The sequence below is a fragment of the Bacillus sp. LNXM12-1 genome, from assembly GCF_003004375.1.
GTDB lineage: Bacteria > Bacillota > Bacilli > Bacillales > Bacillaceae > Bacillus.
Map to the genome: position 1 here is coordinate 211,392 of NZ_PVWX01000001.1, position 24,021 is coordinate 235,412.

At 41.9% G+C, this 24,021-nt stretch carries 24 protein-coding genes; all 24 read left to right on the plus strand.

Annotated elements, in window-relative coordinates; genetic code table 11:
- Positions 1-6 precede the first annotated feature (6 nt).
- The 24 genes from plsX (at position 7) to trmFO (ending at position 24,002) form a co-directional block, all read left to right on the plus strand.
- Complete coding sequence (plsX, locus tag C6Y07_RS01090) at positions 7-1,005, plus strand: phosphate acyltransferase PlsX (RefSeq protein WP_106047786.1); 999 nt, start codon at positions 7-9, stop codon at positions 1,003-1,005.
- Positions 1,006-1,020: 15 nt separating this feature from the next.
- A complete protein-coding gene (gene fabD, locus C6Y07_RS01095; RefSeq protein ID WP_106156145.1) occupies positions 1,021-1,965 on the plus strand; it encodes an ACP S-malonyltransferase in 945 nt (314 codons plus the stop codon).
- Complete coding sequence (gene fabG / locus C6Y07_RS01100; RefSeq protein WP_106047789.1) at positions 1,965-2,708, plus strand: 3-oxoacyl-[acyl-carrier-protein] reductase; 744 nt, start codon at positions 1,965-1,967, stop codon at positions 2,706-2,708. The genes fabD and fabG overlap by 1 nt, the downstream gene beginning before the upstream one ends.
- Positions 2,709-2,789: 81 nt before the next feature.
- Positions 2,790-3,023 (plus strand): acyl carrier protein, encoded by a 234-nt coding sequence (gene acpP, locus C6Y07_RS01105; RefSeq protein WP_003212028.1) that lies wholly within the window; start codon positions 2,790-2,792, stop codon positions 3,021-3,023.
- Positions 3,024-3,207: 184 nt separating this feature from the next.
- Entirely contained in the window at positions 3,208-3,951 is a 744-nt protein-coding gene (gene rnc, locus C6Y07_RS01110) for a ribonuclease III (protein ID WP_060596236.1), read from the plus strand.
- Positions 3,952-4,056: 105 nt separating this feature from the next.
- Complete coding sequence (gene smc / locus C6Y07_RS01115; RefSeq protein ID WP_060596237.1) at positions 4,057-7,617, plus strand: chromosome segregation protein SMC; 3,561 nt, start codon at positions 4,057-4,059, stop codon at positions 7,615-7,617.
- A 22-nt stretch (positions 7,618-7,639) separates the two neighbouring features.
- On the plus strand, positions 7,640-8,626 hold the full coding sequence (ftsY, locus tag C6Y07_RS01120; protein ID WP_034662411.1) for a signal recognition particle-docking protein FtsY: 987 nt from the start codon (positions 7,640-7,642) through the stop codon (positions 8,624-8,626).
- Between the two features lie 141 nt (positions 8,627-8,767).
- A complete protein-coding gene (locus tag C6Y07_RS01125) occupies positions 8,768-9,100 on the plus strand; it encodes a putative DNA-binding protein (protein WP_012009935.1) in 333 nt (110 codons plus the stop codon).
- A 13-nt stretch (positions 9,101-9,113) separates the two neighbouring features.
- Entirely contained in the window at positions 9,114-10,454 is a 1,341-nt protein-coding gene (ffh, locus tag C6Y07_RS01130) for a signal recognition particle protein (RefSeq protein WP_060596240.1), read from the plus strand.
- A 105-nt stretch (positions 10,455-10,559) separates the two neighbouring features.
- Positions 10,560-10,832, plus strand: a complete 273-nt coding sequence (gene rpsP, locus C6Y07_RS01135) for a 30S ribosomal protein S16 (RefSeq protein WP_003212139.1) — start codon at positions 10,560-10,562, stop codon at positions 10,830-10,832.
- A complete protein-coding gene (locus C6Y07_RS01140) occupies positions 10,832-11,077 on the plus strand; it encodes a KH domain-containing protein (RefSeq protein WP_012009937.1) in 246 nt (81 codons plus the stop codon). Before rpsP ends, C6Y07_RS01140 begins: the two co-directional genes overlap by 1 nt.
- Before the next feature lie 103 nt (positions 11,078-11,180).
- Positions 11,181-11,567 (plus strand): YlqD family protein, encoded by a 387-nt coding sequence (locus C6Y07_RS01145; protein WP_050945054.1) that lies wholly within the window; start codon positions 11,181-11,183, stop codon positions 11,565-11,567.
- A gap of 8 nt (positions 11,568-11,575) precedes the next feature.
- Positions 11,576-12,100 carry a ribosome maturation factor RimM gene (gene rimM, locus C6Y07_RS01150; RefSeq protein WP_060596242.1) on the plus strand — a complete coding sequence of 175 codons (525 nt, stop codon included), beginning with the start codon at positions 11,576-11,578 and terminating at the stop codon, positions 12,098-12,100.
- Complete coding sequence (gene trmD / locus C6Y07_RS01155) at positions 12,097-12,831, plus strand: tRNA (guanosine(37)-N1)-methyltransferase TrmD (protein WP_012009939.1); 735 nt, start codon at positions 12,097-12,099, stop codon at positions 12,829-12,831. Before rimM ends, trmD begins: the two co-directional genes overlap by 4 nt.
- A gap of 137 nt (positions 12,832-12,968) precedes the next feature.
- Entirely contained in the window at positions 12,969-13,316 is a 348-nt protein-coding gene (gene rplS / locus C6Y07_RS01160) for a 50S ribosomal protein L19 (RefSeq protein WP_003212364.1), read from the plus strand.
- A gap of 88 nt (positions 13,317-13,404) precedes the next feature.
- The gene (gene ylqF, locus C6Y07_RS01165; RefSeq protein WP_060596244.1) at positions 13,405-14,253 is read left to right on the plus strand and encodes a ribosome biogenesis GTPase YlqF; all 849 of its coding nucleotides are present in this window, start codon (positions 13,405-13,407) and stop codon (positions 14,251-14,253) included.
- 76 nt (positions 14,254-14,329) lie between these two features.
- Positions 14,330-15,094: a ribonuclease HII gene (locus C6Y07_RS01170; RefSeq protein ID WP_060596246.1), complete on the plus strand. Its 765-nt coding sequence runs from the start codon at positions 14,330-14,332 to the stop codon at positions 15,092-15,094.
- A gap of 27 nt (positions 15,095-15,121) precedes the next feature.
- Positions 15,122-16,858 carry a hypothetical protein gene (locus C6Y07_RS01175; RefSeq protein ID WP_060596248.1) on the plus strand — a complete coding sequence of 579 codons (1,737 nt, stop codon included), beginning with the start codon at positions 15,122-15,124 and terminating at the stop codon, positions 16,856-16,858.
- Complete coding sequence (locus tag C6Y07_RS01180) at positions 16,855-17,130, plus strand: FlhB-like flagellar biosynthesis protein (RefSeq protein ID WP_003211418.1); 276 nt, start codon at positions 16,855-16,857, stop codon at positions 17,128-17,130. Before C6Y07_RS01175 ends, C6Y07_RS01180 begins: the two co-directional genes overlap by 4 nt.
- A 176-nt stretch (positions 17,131-17,306) precedes the next feature.
- Positions 17,307-18,467 carry an ADP-forming succinate--CoA ligase subunit beta gene (sucC, locus tag C6Y07_RS01185; RefSeq protein ID WP_012009945.1) on the plus strand — a complete coding sequence of 387 codons (1,161 nt, stop codon included), beginning with the start codon at positions 17,307-17,309 and terminating at the stop codon, positions 18,465-18,467.
- A 22-nt stretch (positions 18,468-18,489) separates the two neighbouring features.
- Positions 18,490-19,392 carry a succinate--CoA ligase subunit alpha gene (sucD, locus tag C6Y07_RS01190; protein ID WP_003212080.1) on the plus strand — a complete coding sequence of 301 codons (903 nt, stop codon included), beginning with the start codon at positions 18,490-18,492 and terminating at the stop codon, positions 19,390-19,392.
- A 63-nt stretch (positions 19,393-19,455) separates the two neighbouring features.
- Entirely contained in the window at positions 19,456-20,358 is a 903-nt protein-coding gene (dprA, locus tag C6Y07_RS01195; RefSeq protein ID WP_106061506.1) for a DNA-processing protein DprA, read from the plus strand.
- A 193-nt stretch (positions 20,359-20,551) separates the two neighbouring features.
- The gene (topA, locus tag C6Y07_RS01200; RefSeq protein WP_060596250.1) at positions 20,552-22,627 is read left to right on the plus strand and encodes a type I DNA topoisomerase; all 2,076 of its coding nucleotides are present in this window, start codon (positions 20,552-20,554) and stop codon (positions 22,625-22,627) included.
- Between the two features lie 70 nt (positions 22,628-22,697).
- Positions 22,698-24,002, plus strand: a complete 1,305-nt coding sequence (trmFO, locus tag C6Y07_RS01205; RefSeq protein ID WP_034662383.1) for an FADH(2)-oxidizing methylenetetrahydrofolate--tRNA-(uracil(54)-C(5))-methyltransferase TrmFO — start codon at positions 22,698-22,700, stop codon at positions 24,000-24,002.
- Positions 24,003-24,021 lie beyond the last annotated feature (19 nt).

Genomic DNA, 24,021 nt, shown 5'->3' on the forward strand with positions numbered 1-24,021 from the left:
CGTAATATGAGAATTGCAGTCGATGCAATGGGGGGAGACCATGCCCCTAAAGCCATTATTGACGGTGTGCAAAAAAGCTTAACGGCATTTTCAGATATCGAGATTACACTTGTCGGCGATGAAAACAAAATCAAACCATACATAACAAATAACGAGCGCATCACGATTTTAGATGCAAAAGAAGTCATTGAACCGACAGATGAACCAGTGCGTGCAGTTAGACGTAAAAAGGATTCATCTATGGTGAAAATGGCGCAGGAAGTATCCGAGGGACGTGCAGATGCCTGCATCTCAGCAGGAAATACTGGAGCTCTCATGACAGCAGGATTGTTTATCGTAGGCAGAATCGACGGCATAGACAGACCGGCACTTGCTCCAACACTGCCAACACTTGATGGCAGCGGGTTTTTATTACTGGATGTCGGCGCAAACGTTGATGCCAAACCAGAACACCTAATGCAATATGCCATGATGGGATCAATCTACGCAGAGCGTGTCTTTCCAAAGAGCAATCCGCGCGTTGGATTGTTAAATGTAGGAACAGAAGATAAAAAAGGTAACGATCTCACGAAAAAAACCTTTGAATTATTAAAAGCATCAGACTTGAATTTCGTAGGGAATGTGGAGTCTCGTGATTTACTAGAAGGTGTTGCTGATGTTGTTGTCACAGATGGTTTCACAGGAAATATCGCCTTGAAAACGATTGAAGGCACAGCCCTTTCTGTATTTAAAATGCTGAAAGAAACATTAACATCCAGCTTCACAGCAAAAATAGCAGCTGGCATGATGAAGCCGAAATTGATGCAGATGAAGTCTAAAATGGATTACTCCGAATATGGCGGTGCCGCTTTATTTGGTTTAAAGGCACCTGTCATTAAAGCACACGGCTCCTCTGATGAAAACGCCATTTTTCATGCAATTCGTCAGGCACGTGATATCGTAGAAAAAGACGTTTCAGCCATCATTCATCAAGAAGTCCAAAAAGAAACCACGAACGAGTTTTAATGGAGGTAAAGCAGCATGACTAAAATTGCATTTTTATTCCCTGGCCAAGGCTCTCAAAAAATTGGCATGGGAAAAGATTTATTTGACCAAGAAGCAGTATCTAAAGCTGTATTTGAAGAAGCAGACAAGACCCTCGGTTTTGACTTATCTTCGATGATTTTTGAAGGAGATGCAGAAGAACTGACGCTCACTTATAATGCGCAGCCAGCTCTTTTAACGACAAGTATCGCCATCTTAAAGAAATTTGAAGAGAGCGGAATCAAAGCAGATTACGCAGCAGGACATAGCCTTGGTGAATATACGGCCCTCGTTGCAGCAGGCGCACTTTCGTTTCAAGATGCTGTCTATGCAGTAAGAAAGCGCGGCGAATTAATGAACGAAGCTGTTCCAGCAGGAGAAGGCGCCATGGCAGCGATTCTTGGCTTAGATCAAGCGGCGCTTCTAGAAGTGACAAAAGAAGTGACAGAGAGCGGTCACCTTGTAGAACTCGCTAACCTAAACTGTCCTGGTCAAATCGTCATCTCTGGTACAGCAAAAGGTGTAGAACTAGCTTCAGAGAAAGCGAAAGAAAAAGGCGCAAAACGTGCGATTGCCCTTGAAGTGAGCGGACCTTTCCATTCTGCCTTAATGAAACCAGCCGCTGAAAAATTCACAGATGTTCTGTCAAAGCTAGACATTTCGGATGCCAAAACACCAGTGATCTCAAATGTAACAGCAGACATCGTCACATCTCGTGATGCTATTGAGACAAAGCTCATTGAACAATTGTATTCTCCTGTTCGATTTGAAGAAAGTGTGGAACGCCTCATTGATTTAGGCGTGACAACGTTTATTGAAATTGGTCCGGGCAAAGTACTTTCAGGCATTGTGAAAAAGGTCAATCGCCGCCTGACAACCATTTCTGTTTCAGATCAGGAAACAATTGAAGCAGCTATTCAAACATTGAAGGAGGATTCTTGATGCTGACAAATAAAACAGCCGTTGTAACAGGTGCATCACGCGGGATTGGCCGTTCCATCGCGATCGATTTAGCGAAGAATGGTGCAAATGTTGTCGTCAACTATTCTGGAAACGAAGCAAAAGCAAATGAAGTCGTAGACAAAATCAAAGCACTTGGCCAGCAGGCATTTGCCGTTAAAGCTGATGTTTCAAATGCTGAAGAAGTACAAGCGCTCATGAAACAAGCAATTGACACATTTGGTTCAATTGACATCCTTGTCAATAATGCAGGGATCACAAAGGACAACCTGCTCATGAGAATGAAAGAAAATGAATGGGATGACGTCATTAACATAAACTTAAAAGGGGTCTTTAACTGTACAAAAGCCGTGACACGTCAAATGATGAAACAGCGCAGCGGAAGAATCATCAACTTGGCTTCAGTGGTTGGCGTATGTGGAAACCCTGGACAAGCAAACTATGTTGCAGCAAAAGCTGGCGTCATCGGGTTAACGAAAACAACAGCAAAAGAGCTGGCAACCCGTCATATTACAGTCAATGCAGTAGCACCAGGCTTTATTTCGACAGATATGACAGACAAGCTTGATGAGAATGTGCAGTCTGAAATGCTCAAACAAATCCCGCTTGCACGCTTTGGTGCACCTGAAGATATTAGCAACGTCGTTGTCTTTTTAGCTTCAGAAGGAGCAGGTTATATTACAGGCCAAACCATCCAAGTAGATGGCGGAATGGTTATGTCCTAAGAAATATCAAAATTTCATTAGGTTTTCTCTAGTTTTTTAAAAACGAATCAACTATAATACTTTGAGGGGAGGTGAAAGGCAATGGCAGACGTATTAGAGCGTGTATCAAAAATTATTGTAGACCGCCTTGGCGTTGATGAGGCTGACGTGAAAATGGAAGCTTCATTTAAAGAAGATTTAGGCGCTGATTCCCTTGATGTAGTTGAGCTAGTTATGGAACTTGAAGATGAGTTCGATATGGAAATTTCTGACGAAGATGCTGAAAAAATTGCAACAGTCGGTGACGCTGTGAACTACATAAATAGCCAGCAATAAGCGTAACAAAGTCCCGTCTATTTTCATGACGGGACTTTGAAAATTTATGTTAGTTTCAACACATTCAGCTGATCAATTGTCAGCCTTTTTCAGATGCTAAGGAGCAATGTTTCCTTGCATGTAGAAAGAGAGACTCCATATAATCAGTATCCTTAAAGGCGATTAAGCCTACCTGGAGGTTGCTATGCCAAAACACTATAAAGACAAACAGAAACAGAGCAAAAAACTAGAGCAATTTAGAGAGTTCCAGCAGCGCATTTCTGTACACTTTCAAAATGAAAAACTTCTATATCAAGCCTTTACGCATTCCTCTTATGTGAATGAACACCGGAAAAAGCCATACGAGGATAATGAAAGACTTGAATTTCTAGGAGATGCTGTTTTAGAATTGACGATCTCTCAATTCTTATTTGCGAAATATCCAGCGATGAGCGAGGGAGATTTAACGAAACTGAGAGCGGCAATCGTATGTGAACCGTCACTTGTGTCACTGGCACATGAGCTGTCCTTCGGAGACCTTGTTCTTTTAGGAAAAGGCGAAGAAATGACAGGCGGGAGAAAACGCCCAGCACTCTTAGCGGACGTATTCGAGGCGTTTATCGGAGCACTTTATTTAGATCAGGGGCTGGAGCCAGTGGAACGATTCCTAGTTGCCTATGTCTATCCGAAAATTAACGATGGAGCGTTCTCGCACGTCATGGACTTTAAAAGCCAGCTGCAAGAATTCGTTCAGCGCGATGGAAAAGGTGTACTGGAATACCACATCCTGCATGAAAAAGGACCAGCACATAACCGGGAATTTGAAGCAAATGTATCCCTTCGCGGAGAAGTGCTCGGAATTGGAAATGGCCGCTCTAAAAAAGAAGCAGAACAGCATGCTGCACAGGAAGCACTTGCTAAATTGCAGAAACATCATATGAACCAATAAAATCCCCCTCGTCATTCAGGGGGATTTCACTCTGTTTTCCATCATCTTTTTTCACTTCATATGGTAAGATGATAGTACTTTAAATACATAAGGAGGATCACTCTCATGTTCCTCAAACGTTTAGACGTGATAGGATTCAAATCTTTTGCACAGCGAGTGACCGTGGACTTTGTCAAAGGGGTCACAGCTGTTGTTGGACCAAACGGAAGCGGCAAAAGTAATATTACCGATGCCATCCGCTGGGTACTTGGAGAACAATCAGCGAAAAGCCTCCGCGGAGGAAAAATGGAAGACATCATTTTTGCAGGAAGCGACTCAAGAAAAAGAGTCAATCTAGCAGAGGTGACTTTAACATTAGATAACGAAGATCACTTTTTACCGATCGATTTTCACGAAGTCAGTGTGACAAGAAGAGTCTATCGTTCAGGAGAAAGTGAATTTCTCATAAACAATCAATCTGTCCGCTTGAAGGATATTATTGATCTTTTCATGGATTCAGGTCTTGGAAAAGAAGCTTTTTCGATCATCAGCCAAGGAAAGGTAGAGGAAATTCTATCAAGCAAGGCAGAAGAGAGAAGAAGCATCTTTGAAGAAGCGGCTGGTGTTTTGAAATATAAAACAAGAAAGAAAAAAGCCGAGAATAAACTGTTTGAAACGCAGGACAACTTAAACCGAGTAGAAGATATTCTGCATGAACTAGAAGATCAAGTAGAACCATTAAGAATGCAGGCATCTATTGCAAAGGACTATTTGCAAAAAAAAGAAGAGCTTGAAAATGTCGAAATTGCCTTAACTGTCCATGACATCGAAGCACTTCATGAAAAATGGACAACACTTGGTGAAGCTGTCGAGCGCTTCAAACAAGATGAAATGAAGCAGTCCACAGATATTCAAGCAAAAGAAGCCAAAATTGAAGAGTCAAGAGACCGCATTCAAGCGCTTGACGAATCAATTAATGACCTGCAAGAAGTTCTTCTTTTCACAAGTGAGGAATTAGAAAAGCTTGAAGGAAAAAAAGAAGTATTAAAAGAACGGAAAAAAAATGCAGCTGCAAACCAAGGACAGCTAGAAGAAACGCTCATTCGCTTAACTGAAAAGCAGACGCAGTTAACCGAAAAGATTCAGCAGCAGAAAATCACGCGGGACAGCCTTCAAAAAGAAGTGCAGCAGCTAAAAGATGAAGTGAAAACAAAGCAGCATCAACTGTCGCTCCATAGTGAAGATGTGGAAGGTCAAATTGAACAGCTGAAAAGCGATTATTTTGATCTGCTTAATGAACAGGCTACCATCCGCAATGAACGTAAATTACTAGAAGAACAGCAGCGCCAAGCGGCCATGCAGCTGGAGCGGCTCACGCAAAACAACCAAAAACACATCGAAGAACGTGTGTCTGTCAAAGAAAAGAAAATAGAAGCTGAGCAGCAGCTTTCCGCACTAGAAGAAGACATACTGGGTCAGGTCAAGCGCTTTAGGGAAGCGGAACAAAAGCTTGAGCAAATGAAACGTCAATACGAGAAAAAAGAAACGGCTCTTTACCAAGCCTATCAATATGTGCAGCAGGCAAGATCAAAAAAAGAGATGCTAGAATCCATGCAGGAAGACTTTTCAGGCTTTTTCCAAGGAGTGAAAGAGGTCTTAAAGGCAAAAGAGCGTTTAGGCGGTATTCACGGTGCCATTGCAGAGCTGATTCAAACAGATCAGCAGCATGAGACAGCGATTGAAATCGCGCTAGGCGCAGCAACGCAGCACGTAGTCACAGAAAATGAAGCAGCTGCGAGACAAGCAATTGCATACTTAAAGCAGCACTCCTTTGGACGTGCGACCTTCCTGCCAATGAATGTGATCAAAGAACGAACCATTCAGCATAGGGACGTCCAAACAGCTGAGCAGCATGCTGCATTTATCGGTGTAGCAAGTCACCTTGTTTCCTTTGATGAAAAGTATCAAAAAGTCATACAGAACTTGCTTGGAACGGTACTTATCGTTAGAGACTTAAAAGGCGCCAATGAACTGGCAAAAATGCTTGGTCATCGTTATCGCATCGTGACCCTTGATGGAGATGTCGTGAACCCCGGCGGTTCAATGACCGGTGGCGGTGTAAAGAAAAAGAACAACTCCCTTCTTTCAAGAAACCGGGAGATCGAAACATTAACAAAGCAGCTCGTTGAAATGGAAGAAAAAACAACGATCCTTGAAAAAGAAACAAAAGAAACGAAGCAATTGATTGCAGCAAACGAAAGCCAATTAAACGAACTGCGTCAACGCGGAGAAACCCTTCGAGAAAAGCAGCAAGAGCTCAAAGGGAAGCTATACGAACTGCAAGTAGCCGAAAAAAATATTAATGCTCACCTTGAACTCTATGATCAAGAAAAAGAAGAATTGCAGCAGCGTTCTACTGAACTTACAGATAAGGACAAAACGCAGGCAGCCCTTGAAGTTTCAATAGGGGAGAAACTGACCACGCTTGATCAAGAGATCAATACATTAACAAAGCGTAAGCAGACTCAAAGCTCAACGAAAGAAACCATTTCTGCCGAATTAACAGAGCTGAAAATCTCGCTGGCCAAAAAAGAGCAGTCCTTAGCGAATGAACAAGAAAAGCTTTCGAGCTTAATGGCCGAATTAGAAGAGGCTGAACAAACGCTGATGGAAACAAAAGAAGACCTGTCACTCTTAACAAGTGAAATGACGTCTAGCTCAAGCGGAGCAGAACAGCTGGAAGAAGCGGCGAAAGAGAAACTGGAAAATAAAAACAAAACAACCGCACTTATTTCAGAGCGTCGTAAACAGCGCCTGGCTCTTTCTGAAACGTTAGAATTTGCTGAACGTGAACTGAAAGAGCAAAAGCGCCTTTACAAGCAGCTCACCACAAGCTTAAAAGATGAAGAGATTAAGCTTGGCCGTATGGAAGTTGAGCTCGACAACCTCATCGCTTATTTGAACGAAGAGTATGCCCTTTCGTTTGAAGGGGCAAAAGAGATGTATCATCTGACGTTATCACCAGATGAAGCAAGAAAACGAGTGAAGCTGATCAAATTAGCCATTGAAGAGCTAGGAACAGTGAACTTAGGCAGCATTGATGAGTATGAACGAGTAAATGAACGCTATCTCTTCTTAACAGAACAGCGAAACGATCTGACAGAAGCGAAAAATACATTATTCCAAGTGATCGAAGAAATGGATCAAGAGATGACAAAGCGCTTCTCTGAAACATTCTCGCAAATTCGCGGGCATTTTGAATCAGTTTTCCAAGCGTTATTTGGCGGCGGAAGAGCAGATCTTAAGCTGACAGATCCAAACGATTTACTAAACTCTGGCGTTGATATTGTCGCGCAGCCGCCAGGGAAAAAACTGCAAAACTTAAGCCTGCTTTCAGGCGGAGAGAGAGCATTAACAGCGATTGCTTTACTATTCTCTATTTTAAAAGTCAGACCTGTTCCATTCTGCGTGTTAGATGAGGTCGAAGCGGCGCTTGATGAAGCAAATGTTTTCCGCTTTGCGCAATATTTAAAGAAATACAGCCAGGAAACACAGTTCATTGTCATTACGCACCGTAAAGGAACAATGGAAGAAGCAGATGTGCTCTACGGCGTTACTATGCAGGAGTCAGGTGTTTCTAAGCTTGTATCCGTCAAACTAGAAGAAACGAAAGAGCTTGTCCAGTAATTAAAGGAGGTTTTTGAACCAAATGAGCTTTTTTAAGAAATTAAAAGAAAAATTTACGCAGCAAACCGATTCAGTATCAGAAAAGTTTAAAGATGGACTTGAAAAAACGAGAAACTCCTTTCAAGGAAGAGTAAACGAACTAATTTCACGCTACCGTAAAGTCGATGAAGACTTTTTTGAAGAATTAGAAGAAGTTCTGATCGGAGCAGATGTCGGTTTCACAACGGTGATGGAACTGATTGATGAGCTGAAAAAAGAAGTGAAATTAAGAAACATTCAAGACCCAAGTGAAGTACAATCGGTCATCTCTGAAAAACTGGTTGAAATCTACAATAGCGGAGAGGAACAAATCTCTGCGCTGAACATCGAAGACGGCCGATTAAATATCATTTTATTTGTAGGTGTCAATGGCGTTGGGAAAACAACGACTATCGGCAAACTTGCGAATAAGCTGAAAAATGAAGGGAAATCCGTCATTTTAGCAGCAGGTGATACGTTCCGTGCCGGTGCGATTGAGCAGCTTGAAGTATGGGGAGAGCGTTCAGGTGTCCCTGTTGTCAAACAGACGGCTGGCTCTGACCCTGCAGCGGTGATCTATGATGCCGTTCAATCAGCAAAAGCGAAAAATGCGGATGTCCTTATCTGTGATACAGCAGGAAGACTGCAAAACAAAGTGAACTTGATGAAAGAGCTAGAGAAGGTCAAGAGAGTCATTGAACGCGAGGTTCCAGATGCACCGCATGAAGTACTGCTCGCTCTTGATGCAACAACCGGTCAAAATGCGATGGCACAAGCGAAGGAATTTTCTAAAGCGACGAATGTGACAGGAATTGCTTTAACAAAGCTTGACGGGACTGCAAAAGGCGGGATTGTCCTTGCAATTCGAAATGAGCTGAACATCCCCGTGAAGCTTGTCGGTTTAGGTGAAAAGGTAGACGATCTGCAAGAATTCGATGCAGAATCGTATGTGTATGGATTATTCTCAGACGTGATTGATCAAGAGGACTAACAAAAATGCCGGCAAAACTGCTGGCATTTTTATTTATACGCCGCTTTATGGAGTGACAAGATAAAAACTTGACACACAGTAGAGAACCGTGTAAACTTAGTTGATGTAAAGGGAATGAACTTAACAAAGGGGAGAGAGCCCATGACGCTTGAAAAAACAACGAGAATGAACTACTTGTTTGACTTCTATCAATCGTTGTTAACCGCAAAGCAAAAGAGCTACATGTCGCTTTACTACCTAGACGATTTTTCCCTCGGTGAAATTGCGGATGAATATGAAGTATCAAGACAGGCTGTTTATGATAATATTAAACGGACTGAAGCGATGCTTGAACAATATGAAGAAAAGCTGCTCTTGTTTAAGAAATTTAAAGAGCGTAAAGAACTTCTCAAAAAAATGAGAGAGCTCGTAGCAGATTCCGCTCAGACGGAAGAAGCAGAAGCTTTAATTGAATCGCTTGAGAAATTAGATTAGGAGGCGGCACAGTATGGCATTTGAAGGATTAGCCGACCGACTGCAGCAGACGATTTCAAAAATCCGCGGCAAAGGAAAAGTGTCAGAGCAAGATGTAAAAGAAATGATGCGCGAGGTACGCCTTGCCCTTCTTGAAGCTGACGTCAATTTTAAAGTAGTCAAAGACTTTGTGAAAAAAGTAAGCGAGCGGGCAGTTGGACAAGAGGTGATGAAAAGCCTTACCCCTGGACAACAGGTCATTAAAGTTGTAAAAGAAGAACTCACTGAATTAATGGGTGGGGAAGAGAGTAAAATCGCTGTAGCGAAAAAATCTCCGACAGTCATTATGATGGTTGGTCTTCAAGGGGCAGGTAAAACAACCACAACTGGGAAGCTTGCCAATTTACTTCGCAAAAAACATAATCGCAAGCCGATGATGGTGGCTGCAGATATTTACAGACCAGCAGCGATCCAGCAGCTTCAAACGCTGGGGAAACAGCTTGATATGCCTGTGTTTTCATTAGGTGATCAAGTCAGCCCTGTCGACATTGCCAAACAGGCAATCGAAAAAGCGAAAGAAGAACACCACGATTATGTCATTTTAGATACAGCAGGACGCCTTCATATCGATGAAGAATTGATGGATGAACTTCAGAAAGTAAAAGAAGTAGCGAGTCCAGAAGAAATTTTCCTTGTTGTTGACTCTATGACAGGTCAAGATGCTGTCAATGTAGCAAAAAGCTTTAATGAACAGCTTGGTTTAACAGGTGTCGTTCTAACGAAACTAGACGGGGATACACGAGGCGGGGCAGCACTTTCCATTCGAGCTGTCACCAATACGCCGATTAAATTCGCCGCACTAGGAGAAAAGCTGGATGCGATTGAACCATTCCACCCGGAGCGGATGGCATCAAGAATTCTTGGCATGGGAGATGTGCTTACACTTATTGAAAAAGCACAGGCAAACGTTGACCAAGATAAAGCGAAAGAGCTTGAACAAAAAATGCGGACCATGAGCTTTACGCTCGATGATTTCCTCGAGCAGCTTGGGCAAGTTCGTAATATGGGTCCACTTGATGATTTGATCCAAATGATGCCGGGAGCCGGTAAAATGAAAGGGCTCAAAAACGTCCAAGTAGACGAAAAGCAGCTCAATCACATCGAAGCGATCATTAAATCAATGACGACCGAGGAAAAAGAACAGCCAGAGGTCATCAATGCAAGCCGAAGAAAACGGATTGCAAAAGGAAGCGGAACATCTGTACAGGAAGTCAATCGCCTTTTAAAGCAATTTGACGAAATGAAAAAGATGATGAAGCAAATGACCAACATGTCCAAAGGGAAGAAAAAAGGCTTTAAATTACCATTTATGTAATTGGTTATACATGATAAAACCGTTGTTAAGAAAAAACACTTTACAAACCCTTTTATCATTGTTAATATACTATCTTGTTGAAATATTTTCGGAGGTGCTAGTAAAATGGCAGTAAAAATTCGTTTAAAACGTATGGGATCAAAAAGATCTCCTTTCTATCGTATTGTAGTAGCAGATTCTCGTTCACCACGTGACGGTCGTTTCATCGAAACAGTTGGAACATACAATCCAGTGTTATCACCAGCTGAGGTGAAAATCAACGAAGAATTAGCTCTTAAATGGCTTCAAAATGGTGCGAAACCATCTGATACAGTTCGTAACCTTTTCTCAAGCCAAGGAATTCTTGAAAAATTTCATAATGCGAAAAACAGCAAATAATGAATGAGCTGTCCTTGGAAGAATTGATTGTGTCCATCGTCGAGCCACTTGTTGATTTCCCTGAAGATATTCATGTATCTTCATTAGAAAAAGATGAGCAAGTGATTTACACACTGTCTGTCAATGCTGAAGATACCGGAAAGGTCATCGGAAAGCAGGGGCGTACAGCAAAAGCGATACGAACAGTCATGTTTGCAGCAAGTGCAGAGTCTTCTAAGAAAGTTCAACTTGAGATTGCTGACTAAAAAGGGAGAGGGCTTAGGACCTCCCCTTTTTTTACACGTTTAAATCTATTTTTCGTTATACTGTAGAGGACAAATGCCTTCGGATAGGGGGACAAAAAGGAAGATGCAGATCATTCAACATGTCACCGTCATGCAAGTATTAACTGAAAGCAGTAAGGACAAACTGTTAACGACTTTTTTGGAGAAAAAAGAAAGACTAGAACGTGAGTGCAATCAACTATATTTTCAACTGAAAAAACATGAAAAAGAACCACATCAGCAAGAAGCCATCCCTCAATTTCAAAAAGCCATCGATAAACGGCAGGAGAAGATCCAGCAAATTGACTTTCAAGTAGAGCAGCTGCATATTTTGCCGCTTGGGAGTGAAATGAAAGAGACAGAAGTGGATGCGCTGGTTGAAGTGAAAATAGGTGATAAATGGGATGACAAGATGCAAGATAATGTCATCGTCGTGAAAGACGGCACCATTGTGGAAATACGTCAGGGGTGATTGAGAACATGGAACAAGAATGGTTAAATGTTGGAAAGATTGTTAATACACACGGAGTTCGCGGAGAAGTACGCGTCGTGTCAAAGACAGATTTCCCAGAAGAGCGTTACAAAAAAGGAAGCGTCCTCTATATTTTTAAGCAAGGTCAAGGGGAGCCGCTGAAAGTCACTGTCGCATCACATAGGCAGCACAAACAGTTTGATTTGCTCACATTTGAAGAAATTAGCTCATTAAATGAAGCAGAGCTATTGAAAGAATCAATCTTAAAAGTAGAAAAAGAACATCTCGGCTCTTTAGATGAAGGAGAGTTTTATTTCCACCAAATCATTGGCTGTGAAGTATACGATGAAGATGATCAGCTTGTCGGTCAAATCAAAGAGATTTTAACACCAGGGGCAAATGATGTCTGGGTTGTCGGAAGAAAAGGTAAAAAAGATGCCTTGATTCCTTATATCCCATCTGTCGTCAAAAAGATCGATATCTCATCCAAAACCATACACATTGAAGTGATGGAAGGACTCATTGACGAATGAAAATCGACTTCTTAACACTTTTTCCTGAAATGTTCGAAGGTGTGCTCCACTCATCGATCTTAAAAAAGGCACAGGAGAAAGAAGCTGTCTCATTCAATGTTGTCAATTTTAGAGAGTATTCGGATCATAAGCATAAAACAGTAGATGACTATCCGTATGGCGGCGGTGCTGGTATGGTACTGAAAGCACAGCCCGTATTCGATGCGGTAGAAGATTTGACGAACAAAGCAAGCAAGAAGCCCCGAATTATTCTTGTCTGTCCTCAAGGAGAAAGATATACGCAAAAGAAGGCAGAGGAACTTGCAAAAGAAGAACACCTTATGTTCATTTGTGGCCATTATGAAGGCTACGATGAGCGCATCAGGGAGCATCTTGTCACAGATGAAATCTCAATCGGAGATTTCGTTCTCACAGGCGGAGAGCTGCCAGCGATGATGATTGCAGACAGTGTGGTCAGGCTTTTGCCTCATGTGCTTGGAAAAGAAGCGTCTCACATTGAAGATTCATTTAGTACAGGTCTGCTAGAGCATCCTCACTATACAAGACCAGCCGATTATAAAGGACTAAAAGTGCCGGATGTGCTCCTTTCTGGAAATCATGCCAAAATAGAAGAGTGGCGGCGCAAAGAATCTTTGAAGCGAACTTATACAAGACGGCCAGATTTGATCGATTCTTGCAAAACGTTAACAGAAGAAGAAAAAAGATGGCTTTGGCAGCTTCATAATGACTAGATTGTATTGCACACTGCATATAGGTATGGTATGATACTACTTGTGACTTGGACGGCTTGCCGATTCAAGTTTGAAAACGATGTTCCGCTGCAATGAAGAAAGAGGACATGAGCATCTGTTGGAAGGAGTTGAAAACGATGCAACATTTGATTGAAGAAATCACAAAAGAACAATTACGCACTGATCTTCCTGCGTTCCGTCCTGGTGACACTTTACGTGTACACGTTAAAGTTGTCGAGGGTACTCGTGAGCGTATCCAGATCTTTGAAGGTGTTGTAATTAAGCGTCGTGGTGGTGGAATCAGCGAAACTTTCACAGTTCGTAAGATTTCTTACGGTGTAGGCGTTGAGCGTACATTCCCTGTACACACACCAAAAATCGCTAACATCGAAGTTGTACGTCACGGTAAGGTACGTCGTGCGAAACTTTACTACCTACGTGAACTTCGCGGTAAAGCGGCTCGTATCAAAGAAATCAGACGATAATGATATCAAAAGAAAGAGCTTGTTACCTGTAACAGGCTCTTTTTTTGTACAATGTATAGAGATAATCGATAGAAGAGAAGGTGCACATATGACGATTCAATGGTTTCCAGGCCATATGGCAAAAGCAAGACGTGAAGTCACAGAAAAATTAAAGCTCATCGACATCGTATTTGAATTAACCGATGCTAGAATTCCGATGTCCTCTAGAAACCCAATGATCGAAGAAATCCTTCAGAACAAACCCAAAATCATGCTATTAAACAAAGCAGATAAAGCGGATCCTCGTGTGACAAAGGAGTGGCAGGCGCACTTTGAGCAGCAAGGTGTTCGGTCACTTGCTATTAACTCTGTCGATGGACAAGGGTTAAATCAGATCATCACAACTTCAAAAGAAATCTTAAAAGAAAAATTCGACCGCATGAAAGCAAAAGGTGTCAAACCGCGTGCAATCCGGGCGCTGATTATCGGAATTCCCAACGTCGGGAAATCGACCTTAATCAATCGTTTAGCGAAAAAGAACATTGCCAAAACAGGAGACCGGCCTGGTATTACCACCTCACAGCAATGGGTGAAGGTAGGTAAAGAACTTGAACTGCTTGATACACCTGGAATCCTCTGGCCTAAGTTTGAAGATGAGCAAGTAGGACTCAGGCTAGCGGTGACTGGAGCGATCAAAGATTCTATCATCAACTTACAGGATGTCGCTGTGTATGGACTTCGCTTTCTAGAAGAGAACTATCCAGAGCGATTAAAAAAACGCTATGACCTGGCGGAGATCCCTGAAGATACGGTTGAGCTGTTTGATGCAATAGGTACAAAGCGCGGCTGTCTCATGAGCGGTGGATTTATTAATTACGACAAAACCACCGAAATCATTATTCGGGATATTCGAACAGAAAAATTTGGTCCCCTCACTTTTGAGAAGCCTGAAAGCTAAAAGACACGCAGCTCATGCGGGTCTTTATTTTTTGCGGAAAACTGCCGATATAAAGAAGGAGGCTGACGAAAAGCTGATGTACACGGTGAAACAAATAAAAGAACTGATAGAAAAGCATTCGCAAGACGAGTCATACATTCGTGAGCTTGTAAAAGATGATACGAGAAAAAGTGTCCAAAAACTGATAGAGAAGTGGCACAAAGAGAGAGAAAAGCAGCAGCAACTTCGTGCAGCATGGAATGAAATGCTGCAATTTGAAAACAAAGCTAAGGCGCAGGGATACACATGTATTGCTGGAATAGATGAAGCAGGAAGAGGACCGCTGGCAGGCCCCGTTGTCGCAGCAGCTGTCATATTAAAGGAAGACACAGTCCTGCTCGGTTTAAACGACTCAAAGCAATTATCTGAGAAAAAAAGATTGGCGTATTATGACCTGATCCAAAAAGAAGCACTTGATATCGGAATCGGCATTGTTGATGCGGCTACGATTGATGAAATCAATATTTACGAGGCATCAAGACTGGCGATGGTGAGAGCGGTGGAGCAGTTAACTCATACACCTGATTATCTACTCATAGATGCCATGACGCTCCCGCTTCCTATTCACCAAGAGAATATCATCAAAGGAGATGCAAAAAGTGCGTCCATCGCAGCTGGTGCATGTATTGCAAAAGTGACAAGGGATCAGATGATGGAAGAATACGGGCGTAAGTACCCTGAGTATCAATTTGAAAAACATAAAGGGTACGGAACAAAAGAGCATCTGGCTGCCATTCAAACACATGGAGCTGCCCCAATCCATCGATTATCGTTTGCGCCAGTGAAATCCGTTATATCATAAATTTTTGACCTAAGGAGGCTGCCTGTGATGACAAGAGTTGAGGACATACATACAGCACTGAATAGCCGGTTAAGTGCGGCAGAATCTGTTACATTAAACACCGAAGGAAAGGAAAATGTGCATCGGCTGATTCTCGGTAAAGTACTGAAAATGCTTGGAGATGATACAGCCCTTGTTCAAATAGGCTCAACAAAAATAAAAGCACAGCTAGCGGCTCAGCTCAAAGCAGACGCATTTTATTGGTTCCAATTTGAACAAGAGGGTGGAGGCAGCCTCAATAAACTAAGGCCAGTACAGCAATTTGATCAAGACCCTAAGACATTAAAGGATGCAGCTGCCAAACTATTAGAAGGTCTCTCACTTAAAAACGGACTTGAAAACATCCTAACAGCCACAGCTTTTTTAAAAGAAAAATCCGTTATCAACGAAGCAGAGTTAAAAACGGCAGTGAAGTGGATCGAACAGCTTCAAGGAGCTGATGTGAAAAAAAGTCTTCAGGCACTCCTATTTGCTTTAAAAAAAGACTTGCCGATCCAGGAAGGAGTGCTTCAATCAATTTTAGCCGTGAAATCATCCTCTGCTCTTCATCAGGATATGACAGCGCTGCTAGAACGATTAACACAGCTCCCGAAGCACTCAGACGCCACACAGGCCCTTACACAAGCCATTCGATCAGTCATAGATGCTGAGACGACCGTCCATGCAGAAAAGCTCTTATCGGTCCTTCTAGCAGCGAGAGAAGGGGCGGCGAAGCAAGGAGGCAGTCTACCTGTAACGCCTCAGCCCAATCTGTCTCAGCCAAAAGAAAATAGCCAAACTCCAATCGCTCAAGAGCGTCAGACGACCCAAGTTCTTCAAACTAACGTGCAGCAGTCAACAAGTCCAAAAGAGCTGCAAATCCCGCTTCAGCAAATTGAGCGGATAATGGCAAGTTTGACGAAGCAAGGTGCAGACGGGCAGCAAGAGCCTAGCTTAAAACAGCTCACGTCATTGCTGCAAGGGCTTCAGCAGGCAGGATCTCAGCCTGACGCAAAAGCATCCGTGCTTCAAAAAGAATTTCCGTTCCTGTCAAAAACAGAGGCGAAAGCATTGGCTCAGGTGGTGCAGCAGACGGAACCCGCATTAAGCAATAAAACCGATGTGCTCGATTTACTCATGACGATGAAAAAGGCAATAGGTGTACGAGATGAAATCGGTATGCTGAAACTACTCGAAAAAGGCAGCCAGGATGTAAAAAGTCAGGAGCTTCACCAATTAAAGCTCGTCTTAAATGATGTGAGGCAGGCTGATTTACCAGAGCCCGTAAAAAAAGAAGTCGATCAATTGTTTCATAGATTGAACGGCCAGTTATTTGTGCAGCAGGAGAACCAAACCATCAGCCAAATGATGGTCTCTTATCCGCTCTTTTCAAAACATAGTGTTCAAGATTTAACCTTTATTCTAAAAGGACATAAGAAAAAAGATGGCTCTATTGATATTTCTCAGTGCCGTCTCATGTTTTACTTAAACATGGAAAACCTCGAAGAGACATTAATCGACTGTACGATTCAGCAAAAGGTCATGTCAATTACAGTTGAAACCGGTCATGAACTTCAAGGAACCATTAATCCGATGATTCCAGCTGTTCGGGAGAATTTAAATGCCTTAGGATACAGTCTAACGGGAATTACAGCAAAGAAGAGACAAGAGCCAGTAGATCCGTCTCACTTTCTAGATGAACACTTTCATAAAATCAGCGAGAAAGGGCTGGACTTACGAGTATGAAGGATTCAAAACCGCTTAGAAGGGCGGTCGCTCTACATTATGATGAAGAAAAACAAAAGGCGCCAAAAGTCGTCGCAACAGGGAGCGGCTATGTGGCAGACCATATTATTGAAGAAGCAAAAAAGTCGGGAGTTCCTATCCAAGAAGACCGTAATTTAGTCGAACTCATGCGCCATTTAACACTTGATGAGGAGATCCCTGAAGCGTTATACGATACTGTAGCAGAAATATTTTCGTTTATCTATAGGTTAGATCAAAAAATGAAAAAATAAGGAAAAATAAGTGATTTGGCTGAAAAATTTATATTTTTAATAAAATAAAAGTTTGAATGTTTAGAAGGATTTTACGATTTTACATAGAACCCTAGACATTCTCTTTTTTATTCTTTAAAATGAAAGCGCAGTCTATTTTATAATTTTTGTTTCTACATATGTTGGGAGGATGGGAAATGAATATCCATGAGTACCAAGGAAAAGAAATCCTAAGAAAATATGGGGTTTCAGTTCCAAATGGTAAAGTAGCATTTACACCTGATGAAGCAGTGAAAGCATCAGAAGAGCTAGAAAGCTCTGTATATGTCGTAAAAGCACAGATTCATGCAGGCGGCCGTGGTAAAGCAGGCGGGGTAAAAATTGCAAAAACAAAAGATGAAGTGAAAGGGTTTGCAGAGGAATTGCTCGGTAAAACACTTGTCACACATCAAACTGGGCCTGAAGGGCGCGAAATAAAACGCTTACTTATTGAAGAAGGCTGCGATATTCAAAAGGAGTACTACGTTGGACTTGTTTTGGACAGAGCGACATCAAGAATTGTATTGATGGCTTCTGAAGAAGGCGGTACTGAAATTGAAGAAGTAGCAGAAAAAACGCCAGAGAAAATCGTCAAAGTGGTCATCGACCCAGCGATTGGCTTGCAAGGCTATCAGGCAAGAGAAGTAGCGTTTAAAATTAATATTCCAACAAAATTAGTTGGCCAAGCTGTTAAGTTTATGACAAGTCTTTACAATGCGTTTATTGAAAAAGATTGTTCAATTGCTGAGATTAATCCACTTGTTGTAACAGGCGATGGAAAAGTCATGGCACTTGATGCGAAATTAAACTTTGATAGCAATGCTTTATATAGACAAAAAGATATATTAGAATACCGTGACCTTGATGAAGAGGATCCAAAAGAAATTGAAGCATCTAAATATGATCTAAGCTACATTTCTCTAGATGGAAATATTGGCTGTATGGTCAATGGTGCAGGTCTTGCGATGTCTACAATGGATATCATCAAGCATTACGGCGGGGACCCTGCAAACTTCCTGGATGTTGGGGGCGGTGCAACAGCTGAAAAAGTAACGGAAGCATTTAAAATCATCTTATCTGATCAAAATGTAAAAGGGATTTTCGTGAACATTTTTGGCGGTATCATGAAATGTGATGTCATTGCAGAAGGTGTCGTTGAAGCGACGAAACAAGTCGGCTTAACATTACCACTCGTTGTACGTCTTGAAGGAACAAACGTTGAATTAGGGAAGAAAATCCTGAGTGATTCAGGCTTAAATATCACTTCTGCTGAGTCTATGGCTGACGGGGCAGAAAAGATTGTATCTTTAGTCAAGTAGAGCAGAAAGGCAGGGAACCTAAATGAGTGTATTTATTAATAAAAATACGAGAGTAATTGTTCAGGGGATTACCGGTTCAACCGCATTGTTCCATACAAAACAAATGATTGAGTACGGAACAAATATTGTTGGCGGTGTCACACCTGGAAAAGGTGGAACTGAAGTAGAAGGAGTTCCTGTATTTAATACAGTATCTGAAGCTGTTCAAACAACTGGAGCAAATGCTTCTGTTATCTATGTACCAGCACCATTTGCAGCAGATGCCATTTTAGAGGCTGTTGATGCAGAAGTCGATCTAGTCATTTGTATCACAGAACATATTCCAGTGCTTGACATGGTCAAAGTGAAACGGTATATGGAAGGGAAAAAGACAAGACTTGTTGGCCCTAACTGCCCAGGTGTCATTACACCTGAAGAATGTAAGATTGGGATCATGCCTGGCTACATTCATAAAAAAGGTCATGTGGGTGTTGTTTCTCGTTCTGGAACGCTTACATATGAAGCGGTACATCAGCTTTCAGAAGCTGGCGTTGGTCAATCGACAGCTGTAGGAATCGGCGGAGACCCTGTCAATGGGACGAACTTTATTGATGTATTAAAAGCATTCAATGAAGACCCTGATACACATGCTGTGATTATGATCGGTGAAATCGGCGGTACGGCTGAAGAAGAAGCAGCTGAATGGGTAAAAGCAAATATGACAAAGCCAGTCGTTGGCTTTATTGGCGGTAAAACGGCGCCTCCAGGAAAACGCATGGGACATGCTGGTGCCATTATTTCTGGTGGTAAAGGAACAGCTGATGAAAAAGTAAAAACAATGCGTGAATGTGGAATTGAAGTGGCAGAGACACCATCTGTCATGGGAGAAACTTTAATTAAAGTGTTAAAAGAGAAAAATCTCTTCGAAGCTTGTAAAACGCATTAATGACACAAGAAGACTTGTTCTTTGACAAGTCTTCTTCTTTCTATCTTAAACTGGAGGAATGGTATGTACAACGTGTCCGAAAGAATGATTTTTCACCGCTTAAAAGGCCTCATCTCACCCTCTTTGTTAACAAAATGGTGGAAAGTCGATCCTGAGCTATATATAAATGAAGAAACACAACATTTCAAACAGGATCGATCATTACAAACGATCGACTTTACCCGCTTAAAACAAGCCGAAGAAAATGAATTCCCCATTTTTCAACACATCGTTCAAGCCTATTTAAAGCAAAACATTCACATGATACCCATCACATCACCCTTATATCCCAGCACACTAAAACATATTTATGATCCTCCCCCTGTGTTATTCCTAAAAGGAAACATATCATATTTAAATGAAGAAAAAAGTTTAGGTGTAGTAGGCACACGAGTTCCATCGTCTTATGGAGAAGCATGTGTGAAGAAAATTGTTGGTGAGCTTGTAAAGGAAGATTGGACGATTGTCAGTGGCTTAGCAAAAGGAATTGATGGACTTGCACATAAAGAGTGCATTCGGAATAAAGGGAAAACCATCGGTATTATAGCAGGCGGATTTCAGCACTTATACCCAAAGGAACATGTGCAAATGGCTCAATACATGGGAGAGCATCATTTGCTTTTATCCGAGCATCCGCCTTATGTGAAACCAGAAAAGTGGCATTTCCCAATGAGGAATCGTTTAATTAGTGCGCTGACAAGTGGAACCATCGTGATTCAGTGCAAAGAAAAGAGCGGTTCGCTCATTACCGCGTATCAAGCACTTGAGCAAGGTAAAGAGGTATTTGCGGTTGCAGGATCTATCTTTGATCCTAATTCCACAGGACCAGCCAGACTTATACAGCAGGGAGCAAAGCTTGTTCATTCAACGAAGGATATTTTAGAGGAATTCTCCTTCCACAGCGTTCAATATACTGAACTCTCATAAAAATATCGTTTGACAAAAGACATAGGAATATTTAATAATAGTGAGGATTTAAGTTTACACTTTGTTTTTCGTGTTTATAATGATGTTCATCATAAAGAATTTTTAATGATTGCCTGTTAGATAAGTGCAATTAACATAAATATGAATTGTGAAATGTATAAAGAGAGAACACCTCTTAAGGGGGATTTTGAGTATGGCTGATTATTTAGTCATCGTTGAGTCGCCAGCCAAGGCGAAAACGATTGAGCGTTATTTAGGTAAAAAGTATAAAGTAAAGGCTTCAATGGGGCACATAAGAGATTTACCGAAAAGTCAGCTTGGTGTTGACACTGAGCATGACTTCGAACCGAGATATATTACGATTCGCGGGAAAGGCCCCGTTTTAAAAGAATTAAAAACAGCTGCGAAAAAAGCAAAGAAAGTCTATCTCGCAGCTGACCCCGATAGAGAGGGAGAAGCGATTGCTTGGCATTTAGCGCATAGCCTTGACCTTGACCTCTCTTCTGACTGCCGCGTTGTCTTTAATGAGATTACAAAAGATGCCATTAAAGATTCCTTTAAGCATCCACGTATGATCAACATGGATTTAGTTGATGCACAGCAGGCAAGACGGATCTTAGATCGTCTCGTCGGGTATAAAATCAGTCCGATTTTATGGAAGAAAGTGAAAAAGGGCTTAAGTGCCGGTCGTGTTCAATCAGTTGCACTCCGCCTTATTATTGATCGCGAGAATGAAATTAATGAATTTAAACCAGAAGAATACTGGACAATTGACGGTACATTCCTAAAAGGAAAAGAAAGCTTCGAAGCGAGCTTCTTTGGCGTCAATGGCAAAAAGCATCCACTGAAAACAAAAGAAGATGTAAAAGAAATCCTTTCGAAACTAAAAGGGAGCAAATTCTCTGTAGAGAAAGTGACGAAAAAAGAGCGTAAACGCAACCCAGCTGTTCCGTTTACAACATCTACTTTACAGCAGGAGGCTGCAAGAAAATTAAACTTCCGTGCGAAAAAGACGATGATGATTGCACAGCAATTATATGAAGGAATAGATCTTGGTAAAGAAGGTACAGTCGGACTCATTACATATATGAGAACGGACTCAACACGTATTTCCAATACGGCGATTGAAGAAGTATCTGCTTTCATTGATCAGACGTACGGTAAGAATTTCTTAAATACAACAAAACGAACCGCTAAAAAGAACGAAAATGCACAAGATGCTCACGAAGCCATCAGGCCGACTTCTACGCTAAGAAAACCAGCAGATGTCAAACATGTCTTAAGCCGAGATCAGCTTCGTCTGTATAAATTGATTTGGGAACGATTCGTGGCAAGCCAAATGGCGCCGGCTGTTCTTGATACAATGAGTGTAGACCTTGACAATAACGGGCTTACATTCCGTGCTAACGGGAGCAAAGTGAAATTCCCTGGATTCATGAAGGTATATGTAGAAGGGAAGGACGACCAGCTAGAAGAAAAGGACAAAATGCTGCCTGATCTTAAAGAAGGTGATACGGTTCTTTCAAAAGATATCGAACCTGAACAGCACTTCACGCAGCCGCCTCCGCGCTACACTGAGGCAAGACTTGTCAAAACACTTGAAGAGCTGGGTATAGGCCGTCCGTCTACGTATGCACCAACATTAGATACGATTCAAAAGCGCGGCTATGTCGCACTTGATAATAAACGGTTTATCCCAACAGAGCTTGGGGAAATTGTTCTTAACTTAATCATTGAATTCTTCCCTGAAATCATTAACGTGGAATTCACAGCGAAAATGGAAAAAGAACTTGATAGCGTTGAAGAAGGTACGATCGAATGGGTTCGCATTATCGACAGCTTCTATCAAGACTTTGCAAAACGGGTAGAAAAAGCAGAAGCAGAGATGCAAGAAGTTGAGATTGAGCCTGAATACGCCGGAGTTGACTGTGAAGAGTGTGGACATCCGATGGTGTACAAAATGGGTCGATACGGTAAGTTCATGGCTTGCTCTAACTTTCCTGACTGCCGTAACACAAAACCAATTGTGAAAGACATCGGTGTGAAATGCCCGACATGTCATGAAGGAAACATTGTTGAACGAAAATCTAAGAAGCGCCGCATTTTTTATGGCTGTGATCGTTTTCCAGAGTGTGAATTCGTCTCTTGGGACAAACCGATTGAAAGAAAGTGTCCAAAATGCGAAAATATGCTTGTAGAGAAAAAACTGAAAAAAGGCATTCAAGTTCAATGTGTGAACTGTGATTATAAAGAGGAACAACAAAAATAGCGGTGAACAGCCTTGTTCACCTGCTTTTTTATGTCATCAAACAGAACTTACGAAATAGGAGAGTTGTACAATGAGTCAATTTGTAAATGTGATCGGAGCAGGTTTAGCCGGAAGTGAAGCGGCATGGCAAATTGCCAAACGCGGAATTAAAGTCAACTTGTATGAAATGAGACCTGTCAAACAAACGCCAGCTCACCACACAGATAAATTTGCAGAGCTTGTATGCAGTAATTCACTGCGTGCCAACGCTTTGACGAATGCGGTCGGTGTATTAAAGGAAGAAATGCGTCATTTAGATTCAGCGATTATCGCAGCAGCAGACGAAAGCTCAGTCCCTGCTGGCGGAGCGCTTGCAGTAGATCGTCATGAATTTGCAGCAAACGTTACCGATCGCGTGAAAAATCATCCGAATGTGACGGTTTTTCAAGAAGAAGTGCAAAGCATTCCTGAAGGTCCGACAATTATTGCAACGGGCCCGCTTACATCTGAAGCACTTTCAAAAGAATTAAAATCTTTAACTGGTGAAGAGTATCTGTACTTCTACGATGCAGCGGCACCTATTCTAGAGAAAGATAGCATTGATATGGATAAGGTGTACTTGAAATCACGTTATGACAAAGGAGAAGCCGCTTATTTAAACTGTCCAATGACAGAAGAGGAATTTGATCGTTTTTATGAGGCGCTCATTTCTGCTGAAACTGTGCCATTAAAAGAGTTCGAAAAAGAAATCTTCTTTGAAGGCTGTATGCCAATTGAAGTCATGGCGAAAAGAGGAAAGAAAACGATGCTGTTTGGTCCGATGAAGCCAGTAGGACTTGAAGATCCGAAAACAGGAAAAAGACCTTACGCTGTTGTTCAATTAAGACAAGATGATGCAGCAGGTACTTTATATAACATCGTCGGCTTCCAGACACATCTGAAGTGGGGCGACCAAAAGGAAGTATTCCGCTTGATTCCAGGTCTTGAAGAAGCAGAAATCGTTCGATACGGCGTAATGCACCGCAATACATTTATTAACTCACCAAGTCTTTTAAAACCAACGTATCAGTTTAAAAATAGAGAGGATCTATTCTTTGCCGGACAAATGACAGGCGTTGAAGGCTATGTCGAGTCCGCAGCTTCCGGACTAGTGGCTGGAATTAACGCCGCTCGTTTTGTCAAAGGAGAAGAGCTTGTGACACTTCCGGAGGAAACGGCGATCGGCAGCATGGCTTATTACATCACATCGACAAACAAGAAAAGCTTCCAGCCGATGAATGCGAACTTTGGCTTGCTGAAAGATCTTGGTGTTCGGATTAAAAACAAACAAGAGCGTTATGCAGAGTACGCTAAGCGCGCAATCGAAACTATTCAAACTATTTCGAAATCTCTGTAGTAAAACATTGCACGGAAAG